Origin of the sequence: Blastococcus sp. HT6-4, from assembly GCF_039679125.1 — a bacterium.
Classification (GTDB): domain Bacteria; phylum Actinomycetota; class Actinomycetes; order Mycobacteriales; family Geodermatophilaceae; genus Blastococcus; species Blastococcus montanus.
Genome location: NZ_CP155551.1, coordinates 2,908,800 through 2,922,579, shown reverse-complemented (window position 1 = coordinate 2,922,579; position 13,780 = coordinate 2,908,800). Strand labels below are relative to the sequence as shown.

Annotated in this window: 13 protein-coding genes; 4 read left to right on the top strand and 9 right to left on the bottom strand. The window is 73.7% G+C overall.

Translation table 11 applies throughout. The features are described from left to right. The first annotated feature begins 106 nt into the window (after window positions 1-106). Window positions 107-2,806: a S8 family serine peptidase gene (locus ABDB74_RS13955; RefSeq protein WP_346619269.1), complete on the top strand. Its 2,700-nt coding sequence runs from the start codon at window positions 107-109 to the stop codon at window positions 2,804-2,806. 67 nt (window positions 2,807-2,873) lie between these two features. On the opposite strand, the gene ABDB74_RS13950 is transcribed toward ABDB74_RS13955, so the two are convergent. The 6 genes from ABDB74_RS13950 to ABDB74_RS13925 form a co-directional block, all read right to left on the bottom strand. After that, entirely contained in the window at window positions 2,874-3,257 is a 384-nt protein-coding gene (locus ABDB74_RS13950) for a type II toxin-antitoxin system VapC family toxin (RefSeq protein WP_346619268.1), read from the bottom strand. Beyond that, entirely contained in the window at window positions 3,254-3,475 is a 222-nt protein-coding gene (locus ABDB74_RS13945; RefSeq protein WP_346619266.1) for a hypothetical protein, read from the bottom strand. Before ABDB74_RS13945 ends, ABDB74_RS13950 begins: the two co-directional genes overlap by 4 nt. 77 nt (window positions 3,476-3,552) lie before the next feature. Continuing rightward, complete coding sequence (locus ABDB74_RS13940; protein WP_346619264.1) at window positions 3,553-5,478, bottom strand: primary-amine oxidase; 1,926 nt, start codon at window positions 5,476-5,478, stop codon at window positions 3,553-3,555. A gap of 75 nt (window positions 5,479-5,553) precedes the next feature. After that, window positions 5,554-6,801, bottom strand: coding sequence for an MFS transporter (locus ABDB74_RS13935; RefSeq protein WP_346619263.1), 1,248 nt, complete (start codon window positions 6,799-6,801; stop codon window positions 5,554-5,556). Window positions 6,802-6,934: 133 nt separating this feature from the next. Further along, window positions 6,935-7,762, bottom strand: a complete 828-nt coding sequence (locus ABDB74_RS13930) for an alpha/beta hydrolase (protein WP_346619262.1) — start codon at window positions 7,760-7,762, stop codon at window positions 6,935-6,937. 23 nt (window positions 7,763-7,785) lie between these two features. Next, window positions 7,786-8,544 carry an alpha/beta fold hydrolase gene (locus ABDB74_RS13925; protein ID WP_346619261.1) on the bottom strand — a complete coding sequence of 253 codons (759 nt, stop codon included), beginning with the start codon at window positions 8,542-8,544 and terminating at the stop codon, window positions 7,786-7,788. A gap of 176 nt (window positions 8,545-8,720) precedes the next feature. Between ABDB74_RS13925 and ABDB74_RS13920 the strand changes: the two genes are divergently transcribed. Further along, complete coding sequence (locus tag ABDB74_RS13920) at window positions 8,721-9,107, top strand: hypothetical protein (RefSeq protein ID WP_346619260.1); 387 nt, start codon at window positions 8,721-8,723, stop codon at window positions 9,105-9,107. A 54-nt stretch (window positions 9,108-9,161) separates the two neighbouring features. On the opposite strand, the gene ABDB74_RS13915 is transcribed toward ABDB74_RS13920, so the two are convergent. From ABDB74_RS13915 to ABDB74_RS13905, 3 genes are all read right to left on the bottom strand, one after another. Then, window positions 9,162-9,368 (bottom strand): 2-hydroxymuconate tautomerase family protein, encoded by a 207-nt coding sequence (locus tag ABDB74_RS13915; RefSeq protein ID WP_346619258.1) that lies wholly within the window; start codon window positions 9,366-9,368, stop codon window positions 9,162-9,164. Between the two features lie 52 nt (window positions 9,369-9,420). Then, window positions 9,421-9,654, bottom strand: coding sequence for a hypothetical protein (locus ABDB74_RS13910; protein WP_346619257.1), 234 nt, complete (start codon window positions 9,652-9,654; stop codon window positions 9,421-9,423). A 149-nt stretch (window positions 9,655-9,803) separates the two neighbouring features. Continuing rightward, a complete protein-coding gene (locus ABDB74_RS13905) occupies window positions 9,804-10,427 on the bottom strand; it encodes a hypothetical protein (protein ID WP_346619256.1) in 624 nt (207 codons plus the stop codon). Window positions 10,428-10,788: 361 nt separating this feature from the next. Between ABDB74_RS13905 and ABDB74_RS13900 the strand changes: the two genes are divergently transcribed. Next, a complete protein-coding gene (locus ABDB74_RS13900; protein ID WP_346619255.1) occupies window positions 10,789-11,376 on the top strand; it encodes an excalibur calcium-binding domain-containing protein in 588 nt (195 codons plus the stop codon). Window positions 11,377-11,663: 287 nt separating this feature from the next. Beyond that, window positions 11,664-13,769, top strand: coding sequence for a TM0106 family RecB-like putative nuclease (locus ABDB74_RS13895; protein WP_346619254.1), 2,106 nt, complete (start codon window positions 11,664-11,666; stop codon window positions 13,767-13,769). Window positions 13,770-13,780: the final 11 nt, after the last annotated feature.

Below are 13,780 nucleotides of genomic sequence, written 5' to 3'. Positions count from 1 at the left end.
AGCCGCCGGGTGTCGCGCGGCAGCTCCCTCGTTCGAGCTATCCAGAACCGACCGGTTCGTGCCGAGGTCCTGCAGGAAGAGGTCCCGTGGACGGATCAGGTGACGCATGAGGGACACGACACGCCGGTCGGCCGGCAGGGGGCGCCGCGGCATCGCGGTGCTGGCGGCCGCGGCGCTGGGCTTCGGGGGCACCGCCGTCATCGGCACGCTCGCCTCCGCGGCGCCGGCGGTGCCGATCGCCGACGGCTTCGGCCCGGCCGGTGACGGGCTCACCCGCCTCGTCGTCACGCTGGACGGCGGGGTCACCGCCGAGCAGGTCGCGCTCCTGGACGCCCACCCGGCGATCGCCTCCGCGCAGTCGCTGTTCGACGGGTCCGCGCTGGTCGCCGGGAAGGGCCTCGTCCCGTCCGTCGTCACCGAGCTGCTGGCCGGCGCGCAGGTGACGCCCTCCGAGCCCGGCGAGGTGTTCGGGGAATCCGTCTCCGACCCCTACTGGAGCACCTACGGCTGGAACCTCAGCAACACCGGCTCGAACGCCTACGGGCAGAGCGGGGTCGCCGAGGCCGACGTCTCGGCGCCGGAGGGCTGGCGGGCGGGCACCGGCCGGGGCCTCACCGTCGCCGTCCTGGACAGCGGGTTCGCGGCCGGCCACCCCGACCTGCAGGGCGCGCTGTGGACCAATCCCGACCAGCCCTGCGGCGCCGGTGACACCGACGGCAACGGCAAGCCGGGCGACTGCCACGGCTGGAACTTCTACACGAACTCCGCCGACGTCACGAACGCCGGACTGGACAACTCGCACGGCACCACGGTGGCCGGCGCCGTCGGTGCCCGCGCCGGGAACGGCCAGGGCACCGCGGGCGTGGCGCCGGACGTCTCGATCATGCCGCTGGTCATCGGGGCCGGGCGGAGCGTCGACCTCAACCTCGGCGCGCAGGCGATCCGGTACGCGGCGGACAACGGCGCCGACGTCATCAACGCCTCTTGGGGCGGTCCCGGGGGCGCGGCGATCCTGACCGAGGCGATCGACTACGCGAACAGCCTGGGCGTCGTCGTCGTGGCCGCGGCCGGCAACGACAGCGCCAACCGCGACACCTCGCCGGTGTACCCGGCCAGCATCAACCGGCCCAACGTCATCACCGTGGGCGCCAGCACGGCCGCCGACACGGTCAGCGACTTCTCCGCCTACGGGGCGGGCACGGTGGAGCTCTTCGCCCCCGGGACGCTGGTGTTCTCCACGACGCCCGACGGCTGGTACAAGCTGGTGAGCGGCACCTCGATCGCGGCTCCGCAGGTGGCTGCGGCGGCGGCGCTCTACCGGGGGCTGGACCGCGCGGCGTCCGCACCCGAGGTGGTGCAGCGGCTGCTCGCCGACGTCGAGCCCCTGCCGGCGTTCGCCGGCAGGTCGGTGACCGGCGGCCGGCTGTCGCTGACGAAGTTCGGCGAGACGGCGGCGCCGGTGAAGTACCGCTTCACGAACATGACGGCGATGGCCGGGACGGTGACGCCGCAGGTCGTGGCCAGTGGCTCGGTGCCGGGTGGCGCCTACGAGGCGCGGATCTCGCTGGGCATGGAGCACGGCGGTGACGTCCTGGCGCTGACGCAGCACCCGATCGCGCTGAACGGCCAGACGGTGACGACCGACGACGCCGGTGAGGCGCGGTTCTCCCTCGGGAACCGGGAGGGGCTGGGGTCGCTGCTGCTGGCACCGAGCACCGAGCTGCAGGACGGCCGGTACGTGCTGCTTGCCCAGCTGTTCCTGGACGGCGAGGCGCTCGGCATGGCCTACGCCGCCCCGCTCCTCGTGGGCGAGGAGGCGCAGCGCAGCGCCGAGCCGGCGCCGGAGCCGTCCCCGGGGACGCCGGTCCCGCCGTCGGGCGGTTCCGCTCCGGCACCGGGCGGCAGCGACCCGGCGCCGGGTGGCGCGACCCCTGCGCCGGGGACCGCTCCGACGCCGGCTCCGACGTCGCCGACCGCTCCGGCGCCGTCCCTTCCGGGCGCTCCGGCGCCGGGTGCGCCGGCACCGTCGGTCGGCAGCCCGGCACCCGGTGGCTCGACGCCCGCGCCGGGGAGCTCCCCGGCCCCGGCCCCGTCGTCGCCCGTGGTGGGCGGTGGCAGGACCCCGGACGGCAGCACCGCACCGATCGCGCCGCGGCCCGGTGGCGAGACGCCGTCGTCGCCGGCACCGGCATCGCCCGCTCCGTCGGCCCCGGCACCGTCGAGCCCGGCTCCGTCGAGCCCGGCTCCGTCGGCCCCGGCACCGTCGGCTCCTGCGCCGTCGGCACCGCAGCCGGTCACGGGCGGGGAGAAGTCGTTCCCGTCGGTGGGCGCGTACCGCATCACCTCGGTCTCACCGTCGGTGGTGAGCGCCTCCGGCGGTACGCGGGTGCGGATCAGCGGCTCAGGCTTCGAGTCCGGGGTGCGGGTGCGCGTCGGTACCAGCACGGCGGTGCGAATCGTCGGCCTGAGCGGCACGGAGATCGTCTTCGAGTCGCCGCAGCTGATGGCCGGTGTCTACGACGTTCACGTCTTCGCGCCCGACCGCACGGAGACGGTGCTGGACGACGCGCTCACGCTGGTGACGGTGGCGTCGGCGCCGTCCGCGCCTGCACCGTCGGCGCCGGCCCCCGGCGCCGATCCGGTGGTCGACGCACCGGGCGGCGCTGCGCCGCCGGCGGGTTCGTCCGACGGAACGGTCCGCGGTCCGCGCGGGGAGCGGCTCCTGCCGTCGGCCCGGTTCAGCGCGCTGGCCGGCTCGATCTGGACCGTCGACTGCACGAGCGGGTGCAGCGGGCTGAGCATCTGAGGTGAGGACGGCGGCCCCGCGGGCGACTCCGGTCGTCGCGGGGCCGCCGCCTTCAGCCGGTGTTCGGTCAGCGGGGGACGACCGTCACCGGGCAGCGGAGACCAGGAGCCCGGCCGAGCCGCGCGTCCGCGGTCAGCAGACTGCAGCCGAGTGCCTCGGCGAGCGCGAGGTACGAGGCGTCGTACGCGGAGACGTTGTCCCGCAGCTCCCAGACGCGGTCGAGCAGGCCGCTGACGGGGTGACGGACGATGCCCAGGCGGCGCCAGGTGTCCAGCGCCGCCCATCCGTCGTCCGCGCCGAGGGACCCGCGCACCACCAGACGCCGGAGCGCCTGTGCCACCTCCGAATCGATCAGGTGCGGAGCGTGGAGGGCCTCGTCGGAGAGCGCCGCGCGGGCAGGGCCGGCGTTCAGCAGGGCGGCGACGGCGGCCGACGCGTCGACGACGATCACCGGGCGGCGCGGTCGGCGGCCAGGCCCTCCACGATGGTCGAGGCCGCGATGCCGTGGTCAGGCAGCCCGGCCAGCAGCTCCGGGTTGTCGGCCCGCCGGGATGCCTCGGTCAGTTCGCGAAGGGCCAGGGCGCTCACCGACATGCCCTGGCGTTCGGCGAGCGTCTCGAGACGATCGACGACCTCGTCGGGCACGTTGCGCAGGTACAGGGTTCGCACGCGACGATGCTAGCAATGTGCAAGCGATCTGCGACAGGGTTGCCGCAGATCGCCTGCCGAGATCCGAGCCCCGGCGCTCAGCTGCAGTGCGGCTCCTGACCGGCGCAGTGCGAGGAGGTCGACGCGGGCACGCCGAGCGTCGGGTTGCGGTCGAAGAACCCGACCGGCTTGAGCGTGAACCCGGCGTAGTCCACCGGCATGACCGGCCAGTCCTCGGACCGCGGGAAGTGGGTCAGCCCGAAGGTGTGCCACAGGACGACGTCCTGGCCCTCGAGCGGTCGGTCGTTCGCGACGAACGCCGGCAGGCCGCCCGACCCCGGGTGCTGGTTGACGAAGTCGCCGGCCGCGTAGCGCTCGGCGGGCTCGTAGGGCGTGACCCACAGGGCCTTGGTCGAGAACGTCGCCCGCTTGGCGATCGACGACTCGTCGTCGGCCAGCAGCAGCGGGCCGGCCTGCGGGTACAGCGCGTACCCGACCGGCTGGCCCAGGCGGTTGCGCTTCTCGTGGTTGAGCACGTACCAGGTGCGGCCGACGGTGGCGTCCGCCGTCCGCTGGGCCTGCGACTCCGACGTCAGCGGTGTCATGGAGCGGCCGAAGCCGTTGCCATAGGGGTTGGTCTCGCTGATCGGCTGCCGGACGGCGTCCATCTCGACCACCGTGTTCGCCCGCCCGTCGACGGCCATGTCCAGCCGCGCGCAGAACAGGTGCTGGTGGAACGGCGCGCCCAGCCCGGGCGCGACCTCGGTGGCGTACGGGTGCTCGTCGCCGCGGTAGGCCGAGGAGAACAGCACCCCGGTGGCCTTCGACTCCAGCTCGATGGTGCCGTCGAGGTAGAGGTACCAGTAGAAGCCGTAGTCGTAGTTGCCGACAGTGGTGAAGAAGCTGACCACCAGCCGGCGCTGCCGCCGCGTCTCGGCCATGCCGTTGAACAGGTCGGTGTGCTTCCAGAGGACGCCGTAGTCCTCCTCGTGCATGCAGATGGCGTTGGTGATCGTCTTCGCGGCGCCGTCCTCCCCGGCGAGGGTGGCGTCGAAGTAGTGGATCTCGCCGAGGCAGTCGCAGCCGAGCTCGAGGGAGTTGGTGAACCGGCCGTAGAGGTACTCGCCGGTGTCGAAGTAGTTCTGCCAGAACCGAACCGGAGAGGGGTCGGCGTAGGGGACGACCATCTCCGCGATGGACGCCCGGTAGATCACCGACCGGCCGTCGACGGCGAGCTGGTGCAGGATGAGGCCCTCGCGGGCGTCGAAGCCGATGCGGAACGTCCAGTCGGCCCAGGTGACCTGGTCGCCGTCGACGGTGAAGCTCGGCCCCTCGGGCTGGGTGATCTCGATCGGCTTGAGGTCGGTGCGGGTGGGCTGGGCGTGCGGCTCGGCGTTCCACTCGCCGCGCTCGGCCGGCACGGGCAGGTCGAGGTGGTCGTGCACCGCCGTCGCGACGCCGCGGGTCATGTCGACGTAGGCGACGACGCCGTCGACCGGGTGCGCCCACGGCAGGTCGGCCTCGTCGGCCTGGAAGAAGCCGAGCACCCGGATGATCCGGTGCCCGAACTCCTCCTCGAAGTAGGAGCCGGCCGACAGCGGCACCGCCCGGACATCCGCGATGTCGAGGCCGCGCTTGGTCATGGCCGCGACCCAGCGCTCGTCCTCGGCGAGGATCGGCTCGATCACGCCGAACTCCTCCTCCAGGATCGGCACCTGGCCGTCGGCCACGCCGTCGATCTCGACGTTCTCCACGACGGCGCCGCCGGTGACCGAGACGGTGACGTCGCGGCCGTCGCCGGTGCTGCGGTCGAGCAGCAGCACGCGGACCCGCCGCTCGATCGGATCGCCCGGCGTGAAGGCGAGGACGTCGTCCTTGTGCGGCTCGATCAGCCCCACGTAGACGAACCGCGTGTGCTCGCCGACCAGGTCCGCATCGCGGACGATCCCGGCGGCGGCGGTGATCTCCTCGGCGGTGAGCCGGGCGAGCGGGTGGGTGACGCTGCGGACCTCGGTCGTCGTCATGTGCTGTCTCTACTCGCCTCCGAGGGGCGAGGGAAGGGGCAGTGCGCAAGTACTCCCACCGGGTCGCGCCGTTGCTCAGGCGGGAACCGGCTCCCGCTCCGGCTCCGCGACCCGCTGCCTCGCCGCGGCGTGCGCGACTCCGGCGGCGACCACGATCGCCGCGGCGACGGCGGGCCCGGTGAGAGCAGCGTTGATGCCGAGTCGGTCGACGACGAGGCCGGTCACCGCGGCGGCGACCGCCTGCCCCACGACGACCGCGGAGTTGAGCATGGTCATGGTGGTCGCCGAGCGGCCGGCCGGGCTGAGCGTCGCGCCGAGGCTGTACAGGGTGACCAGCGTGGGCCCGACGCCGCAGCCGAGCACCGCGAGGGCGATGACGAGCCCGGTGCCCGACCGGGCGAACGCGTAGATGACCGCGGCGGCGAGCAGCAGCGATCCGAAGGCCAGCCAGCGTGCCTTCAGGGTGAACCGCTCCGGCAGGGCAGCGGTGCCGAGCGCGAGCACGGCCGACCCGATGCCCATGACGCCGTAGAGCAGGCCGGCGCTGTCGCCGTCGCCGTCGACGGCGAGGAAGCCGGTGAGCGAGGTGAGCGTCGCGCCGAAGAAGACGCCGACGCCGAGCGTGCCGACCACGACGGTGGGCAGCCGGAACCGGAACAGCTCCCGGGCGGGCGCCTGGGTCGTGGCCGCTGCGTCGGTGCCGGGGTGGAGCCGGCCGGTGGGGTGCAGGGCGAAGGCGGTGACGAAGACGAACGTCAGCGCCGACGCGCCGGCGATCGCCACCCACGGCGCGATCGCGACGGCGAGCAGCCCGACGAGGAACGGGCCGACGATGAAGACCATCTCGTCGGCGGCGGACTCGTAGGCCATCGTGCCGTTGAGCACCTTCTCGCGGCGGTCGCGCTGCACCGAGCGCCGGATGACGGCCATCAGGCGGGTGCGCGACATGGGGGCGACCTGCGGCGCGGACATGCCGATCAGCACCGAGAGCGCGAGGACGGCGGCGTCGGCGGCGGTGCTCGCGACGACGAACGGGAAGGCGCCGAGCAGGGCGGCGTTGACCAGCCCCACCGGCACGAGCACCCGGCGCTGGCCGAAGCGGTCGGCGGCGGCGCCGAGCAGGGGGCCGGCGATCGCGGTGCCCAGGCCGGCGACGGCCGAGTTGAGCCCGCCGAGGGTCACCGAGCCGCGCTCGGCGACGACCAGGGTGAGGACGCCGACGGTCATCATCGCGAACGGCAGCCGCGCGATGAAGGCGATCGGGAAGTAGGAGAGACCGGCCGAGCGGATGAGCACGGAGCTGGTCGGGCGCGTGCGGAACATGACCTCTGCTGCTGCGGATCGGGGCGTGCCGCCTTGATCCGCCGGGCGAGGGCGGCAGCAGGTAGTTACACACGGACGTTCGGGACGGGGCCGACCCTATCGCGCGGCGGGGTGCCGGCAGGGCCGGCGAGCGCTACTTCCAGCGGTTGATGAACTCGACCGTCGCGGCGTTCACGTCTTGGGCGTGGGTGGCGCTGAGGAAGTGCTGCCCGCCCTCGACGACGCGCAGCTCGGCGTTCGCGCTGTTGACGAAGAGCCCGATCTCGGCCTCGGCGTTCGCCACCGAGTAGACCCGGTCCGCCGTGCCGTGCATCCACAGGACGGGGCACCGCACGCTGTCCAGCCGGCCGTGCAGGCCGTCCCGGTCGCGCAGGTTGATGCTGCTGATCCGGAGCCGCTCCCGCCCGGAGTCGCCGGCGTAGTTCTCCTGGTGCGTCTTGTGCCAGAAGGCGCGCTCGTCGTCCGGGACGTCGTCGCCCATGCCCTCCGCGAGAGTGGCGTCGACGAGCTCGACCGGGATGACCCAGTCGTCGCCGACGGGCTGCGCGAGGGCGTCGATGGCGGGGGTGCAGAACGCGACCCCGTCCCAGCACCCCAGCTCGCGGCTGCGCTGGCTCTCGAAGTCCATCGAGGTGCCGAGCGGGACGATGCCCTTGACGGTGCCGGGGGCCAGCATCGCCATGCGTGCCGCGATCCATCCGCCCTGCGAGGTGCCCAGGACGAAGGCGTCGGGGATGCCGGCGTCGAGCACCTGCAGCCCGGCGATGGCCGTGTCCCAGTAGGTGAACTGCCCGTACGAGGCGCGGGTCCCCCCGTGCCCGTAGGGCTCGATGGCGAGCAGGTTGGCGGTGGCGGAGAGCTGCTCGTCCGCGAACTGCGGACGGTACAGCGGTGGGGGATCCGGATCGTCTCCGTGCTGCCCATGGTGTCCCTCACGGTTCTCGGACGGCGGTCGGGTCATCGTGTCGCCCGCCATCCCGGGGGTCAATCGACGGGACGCGGTGGGACTCCGGCGAGCTCGGCGATCGGGGCGGACCACGCGCCGGGCGCCGTCCAGACGAAGCTGTGCGCGCCGGGGACGCTGCGGAAGCGGCCGTCCCGCGCTCGCTCGCTCAGCTCGCGGGCCCAGGCCTCGGTGCAGAGGCGGTCGCGGTCGCCGTGCAGGACGAGCACCGGCTGGGGCACCCGCTCGACGGTGTCCTCGAGGCGGTCCCGGAGATGCGCGGCCAGCGCGTGCCGGACCCGGCGCAGACCGGCGCGCTGCCGGTCCTGGGTGTGCTGGACGTCGAGCTCCGGCGGCTCCAGCTCGTGGTTGCGCCGCCAGGCGAGCAGGACGCGGCGCATGCTGCGGTAGGCCGGGTCGACGGTCGGGCCGGCGAGGACCAGCGCCCGCACGCGGTCGGGTTCCCGGACGGCGACGTGGGCGGCGACCTGGGTGCCGCTGGAGTGGCCGACGAGGACGACGCCGTCGAGACCGCCGGCGGCCAGCCACTCGACGACGGCGTCGGCGTGGTCGGCGACGTCCATCGGGCGCGGCGGTTCACCGCTGCCGGCGAAGCCCGGCAGCTCGACCAGGTGCGCGCGGGTCCAGGCGCCGAGCTCGCGGACGGCGGGCTCGAGGTAGTCGGCCACCGCCAGCCCGTGGACGACGACGACCTCCGGGACGCCCGGCCGCAGCCTCCCGACCACCCGGCTGCGCATGACGCCCCAAAAGGTGGCGCGGTGCTGCAACTCGACGGGCACGGTCTACCTGGAGGCGGTCGGCTGCGCGGGCGACCGGTGTGCACGGCGGTCGGCGGTCATGGCTCCGGACGCTAGCGGCGGGCGGGGTCGCTCGCGCTGCGGACCGGGGACGCCGCTGGTTGAGTGGCCGGTGGCGGTGAGCCCACGCCGTCCCTTATCCGTTCCGGGAGTTGACGATGGCCAAGAAGAAGACCGCGACGGAGTCGTCGAAGAAGTCGATGGCCCAGGCGCTGGGTGCGGTGGGAGCGGCGTTCGGGGCGATCAGCGTCCTGGCGCCGCGGAAGGTGGCGAACGGCTACGGCGTCCCGGTGACGCCGTCGGGCCTGCAGCTGCAGCGGCTCTTCGGCAGCCGGGCGCTGGTGGTCTCGGCGCTGGCGCTGACCGCGAAGACCGACGAAGAGGTCGACCGCGGGCTGGCCGCCGTCGTGGCGATGAACGCGCTCGACACGCTCACCGCGCTGGCGAGCGCAGGGCAGGCCGGCGGCCGGACCACCACGCGCGCCGTCGTCAGCTCGCTCGCCTACGGCGCGGCGGCGCTGTGGATCCGGTCGCTGGAGGACTGAACTCCCCGCTCGCTCCGGACGGCGTGTGCCCGTCGGAAGCGGGTGTGCCGCGCCTCAGGTCTGGTCGCTCTTCGCGCGGCGGTCCGCGTGCGTCTCGCCGGCGACCGCGATGTCGGTCGGCGGCACCTCGACGACCCAGGCCCGGACCGTGTCCAGCGGAGCACCGAGGCTGTCGGCGGTGGCCTGGCTGACCGCGGCGAGCAGGTCGCGCTTCTGCTCCTCGGTGCGGCCGGTGATCATGGTGATCTGGATGTACGGCATGCCGCATCCCTAGCAGCAGCCGGCCGCGGACGGCCACTCGGCGCGGTGGGGGTCAGGCCGCAGCGGCCACCGGCGAGATCAGCCGGCGGGGGAGCTCCAGGGTCGCCGGACCCGCATCCGCATGGGGCTGGTGCGGCTCACCGGCCTCCTGTGCCGCCGGGGCGGCTGCCCCCAGGGAGCGGGCGATGACGTCGAGGTGACGGAGCGCCTCGTCGTAGAGCTCCTGGATGGCGCTGGCCGCCGCCGCGTGCGCCGCTTCCGCAGGACCGACATGTCGACTGGTCATGGCTGCCTCATCGGCGGGCGGCCAAGGCTCCGTGACCGGGCCGCCGGTGCGCTACCGGCAGGCGGCGTCCTGCTCCGGGCGGACGATCTCCCCCGGGAAGGCGCGCGGCTCCGACCTCGCCACCGAGGATGCGTTGTCTCCTGTACCGGTCAGACCAGTTCGGGGACGCGCAGGTGGTGCAGGACGACGTCGAACTCGGCCACGTCGGTGGCCGACATGTGCAGCCGGCGGCGGAACTCGTCGCGGATGACCATGGCCCGCTGGCGGGAGGCCTCCATGGCCCGGCGGTCGGCGTAGACGGCGGTGAGGGAGTTGTCGCCGGTCTGCCGGTCGAGCATCAGGCTGAGGCTGCAGAAGCCGGGCATCTCGTCCATCCGCGGGATGAGGTCGGTGCGGAAGACGTCGAGGACCTTGTCGATGGTGGCCGGGTCGACACAGGACCAGGTGACCCGCGCGCAGGAGTCGTCGCCGGCGGGGTGCAGCCGGTGCATCGCCGCGATCTCCCACTCCCGCACCTCGGGCGCAGGAGTGCCGAACTGCTCGGTGGCCTGCTCGCGCATCCGGCGGACTCCGTCGCGGGTCGCGGCCATCGCCTCCTCGCTGTCCCAGGCGGTGGTGACGATGCAGCGACCGGAGCTCCGGTCGCAGAGCATCGACAGCCCGACGTAGCCGTCCATGCCGCTGACGGCGGGCATGACGGTGTCGCGGACGTCGGTGATGCCGGCGTCGATGCGGTTCGGGTCGGCGGTGATCGTGGTGGTGCGGGCGTGCATGACGCCCTCCCTTCCGGGGACAGGCGCGCGGCGCCCCGTCGGCGTCGCCGCAGGTCATCGTGCTCGGGTGCCGGCCGCTGTCAACGGGTGCGCGCGCGGACAGCGCCGTCCCGAGGCCGGATCACCATGGACGCGATCGAGCGGACGGCGCCGGCGGCGCGACTCCCTCGAGCTGGACCGACGACAGGCGGTCGCCCGGCGCTCCCGGGCCGTGCTCGAGGGCGCCGCAGCGGCGGAGAGGCCCATCCGTGCGCCTCATCGGTCCCACCGCCCCCCGGCGCAGCAGCGTCCTCTGTTCCCCCACTCGCCGGAGCGCGGTAGCGATACCGTCCCGTGTCACTACGGGGAATGGAGAACGATCGTGTCCGACACCGCTGTCATGCCAGGTGCTCCCGCTCCTGCTCCGACCAACTCCGACAAGCGCCCGAAGCGGTGGTTGAAATGGGCGATCCCGCTGCTCGCGTTCCTGATCGGCATCGCGGTCGGTGGCGGCGGCAAGTCGCCCGAGGTCGAAGCCTCACCTGCCTACCTGACGCTCAAGAGCGAGCTGACGGACACCCAGCAGGAGGCGGCCGAGCTCGAGGACGAGGTGGCCGAGGCGGAGTCGCGGATCCGTCGGGTCACCGCCGATGGGGAGTCGCGCCTGGCCGCACGGGTGGCAGAGCTGGACGCGCGCAGTGCCGCGCTCGATCAGCGGGAGAGCGAGCTGGTGGCGCGTGAGGCGGCTGCATCCGCTGCCCCGGCACCGCAGGCGACGGTGCGCTCGGCTGCTCCCGCACCGTCCGCTTCCTCGGCGCCGGTCGCTCCGGCGCCGGCACCGAAGGCGCCCAGCGCGTACTACAAGAACTGCGACGCCGCCCGAGCCGCGGGTGCAGCCCCCGTGCGGGTCGGTGACCCCGGCTACGCCGGTCACCTGGATCGGGACGGGGACGGTGTCGGCTGCGAGTAGCCCGCCCTGATCATCCCGATGCCGCGGCCCGGTGCCCGTCCGTTGCGGACGGACACCGGGCTGTCGCGCAGCCAGCGGCGTGCGGTGCGGCGCTGGAGGCGACATCGGTGGAACCCGGTGAACCCAGGGTGCGCTCCGATTGATGTTTCGGCGTCCCACGGTGGGGTGACCTCGTCGGCGATCCCGGCACCGGGCGCCCGATCGTGTCGGAGGTGTCCGCTACAGCTGCGGTCAGGCAGGGTCGTGGACGGACTGCCGGCGGGACGGCGACGCGGAGAGGTGCGGGGATGCAGCGACTCGACGGACGGCTGGTGCTGAGCCCGACCGATCTGACGCACCACCAGGAGTGCCGGCACCTGACCCGGCTGGACCTCGGCGTGGCCGCGGGGGAGTGGGCGGCCCCGGAGACCGAGACGACCGACGAGCTGCAGCTGGTCTTCGACCGCGGCGTGGCGCACGAGAAGAAGTACCTGGAGTCGCTGCGGGCCGCCGGGAAGACGGTCGCCGAGATCGACACCGTCTTCTACGCGGCCGGGCGCCGCCGAGCCGAGGCCGAGACGTTCGAGGCGATGCGCAGCGGCGTCGACGTCGTCTACCAGGGGACCTTCTTCGACGGCGCCTGGGGCGGGCAGGCCGACTTCCTGCTCCGCGTCGAGGTGCCGTCGTCCTTCGGCGGCTGGTCCTACGAGATCGCCGACACCAAGCTCGCCCGGAAGCTCAAGGTCGCCGCGCTGCTGCAGATGGCGACCTACGCCGAGCGGCTCACCGTCCTCCAGGGGGTGGCGCCGGGCGGGATCCACGTCGTCACCGGCGACGGCGTCTCGCGGCCGTGGCGGCTGGTCGACGTCGCCGCGTACGCCCGCCGCGCGCGGGCCCGGCTGGAGGCGTTCACCACCGCTCCGCCGTCGACCGCTCCCGCGCCGATCGCCTACTGCGACCAGTGCCGCTGGGCGGAGAAGTGCACGACCGAGCTGCGGGACGCCGACGACCTCGGCCTGGTCGCCTTCATGCGGGGCGACCACCGCGATGCCCTCCGCGCGGCGGGCATCCCGACGCTGGCGGCGCTGGCCACGGCAGGACCGGAGCAGCTCGCGGCATCGGGCATCGGTGCCGACGCGCGCACCCGGCTGCAGCAGCAGGCGGCCGAGCAGCTTCGCGAGCGGACGACGGGCGTAGCGTCCCGGACGCTGCTCGACCCGGTCGACGGCCTGGGGCTCCTCCGGCTGCCGCCGCCCAGCGACGGCGACCTCTACCTCGACTTCGAGGGCGACCCCTGGTTCGAGGACGGCGCGGGCATCGAGTACCTCGCCGGCATCGGCGACCGGTCCGGCGGGTTCACCGCGCTGTGGGCGCACGACCGGCCCGCGGAGAAGCAGCTGGTCGCCGACCTCATCGACCGGATCGTCTCGGCGGTGCGGGCCGACCCGGCGATGCACGTCTACCACTACGCGCCCTACGAGGTAACCGCGCTCAAGAAGCTGACCGGCGGCTACGGCGTCCGCGAGGCGGAGCTCGACCAGCTGCTGCGCGAGGAGCGGTTCGTCGACCTCTATCCCGTCGTCCGGCAGTCGATGCGGATCAGCAAGGAGTCGTACTCGATCAAGAAGGTCGAGGCGTTCTACGGGCGCTCGCACGCCGGGGCGGTGGCCAGCGCGCTGGGCAGCGTTCTGGAGTACGAGGCCTGGCTGGAGGACGGCGACCAGGCCCGGCTGGACGGCATCGAGGCCTACAACAAGGACGACGTCGACTCGACCCGCGAGCTGCACGACTGGCTGGAGCAGCAGCGCGCCGAGCTGGAGGCGCAGCTCGGGCCGTTGCCGCGGCCGGCGGTCTCGGTGGTGGCGCCGGACGCGAAGGTGACCGAGGCGCAGGCCGCCGAGCAGGAGCTGACCGACCGGCTGCACGCGGTCGGGCACGAGCTGCTGGGGCGACCTCGTCGGCTGGCACCGCCGCGAGGACCGGCCGGCGTGGTGGGAGGTCTACCGCCTGCAGGACTTCGACGCCGAGGAGCTGGTGGGGGACGGGACGGCGCTGGGCGGGCTGTCCTTCGTCCGGTACGTGGGGCCGGAGAAGCGCAGCCAGCTGTACGAGTACGCGTTTCCGGTGCAGGACACGAAGGTGTCCTCCGGTGGAGACGTGCTGGACGTGGACACCGCGAAGCGGCTCGGCACGGTGGTGGAGCTCGACATCGCGACATGTCGACTCGTCCTCAAGACGACCGCTGCCGAGCCGCCGCGGCCGCGCGGGCTCGGTCCGGGGGGCCCGCTGAACACCGCGAGTCTGCGCGCCGCGATCCAGGACACCGGCAAGGACGTGCTGGCCAGCCGGGACTGCCTCGGACAGGCACTGGTCGAGCGCCGCGTTCCCGCGGGAACGCGCTTGCTGCCGGGTGAGACGACGACGG

What these genes read in the sequence shown, in the direction of transcription:
- ABDB74_RS13930 (WP_346619262.1), bottom strand. Translation starts at nt 7,762, where the DNA reads ATGACCCGACCGCCGTCCGAGAACCGTGAGGGACACCATGGGCAGCAC.
- ABDB74_RS13915 (WP_346619258.1), bottom strand. Translation starts at nt 9,368, where the DNA reads ATGCCGTACATCCAGATCACCATGATCACCGGCCGCACCGAGGAGCAG.
- ABDB74_RS13910 (WP_346619257.1), bottom strand. Translation starts at nt 9,654, where the DNA reads ATGACCAGTCGACATGTCGGTCCTGCGGAAGCGGCGCACGCGGCGGCG.
- ABDB74_RS13935 (WP_346619263.1), bottom strand. Translation starts at nt 6,801, where the DNA reads ATGTTCCGCACGCGCCCGACCAGCTCCGTGCTCATCCGCTCGGCCGGT.
- ABDB74_RS13955 (WP_346619269.1), top strand. Translation starts at nt 107, where the DNA reads ATGAGGGACACGACACGCCGGTCGGCCGGCAGGGGGCGCCGCGGCATC.
- ABDB74_RS13905 (WP_346619256.1), bottom strand. Translation starts at nt 10,427, where the DNA reads ATGCACGCCCGCACCACCACGATCACCGCCGACCCGAACCGCATCGAC.
- ABDB74_RS13895 (WP_346619254.1), top strand. Translation starts at nt 11,664, where the DNA reads ATGCAGCGACTCGACGGACGGCTGGTGCTGAGCCCGACCGATCTGACG.
- ABDB74_RS13920 (WP_346619260.1), top strand. Translation starts at nt 8,721, where the DNA reads ATGGCCAAGAAGAAGACCGCGACGGAGTCGTCGAAGAAGTCGATGGCC.
- ABDB74_RS13940 (WP_346619264.1), bottom strand. Translation starts at nt 5,478, where the DNA reads ATGACGACGACCGAGGTCCGCAGCGTCACCCACCCGCTCGCCCGGCTC.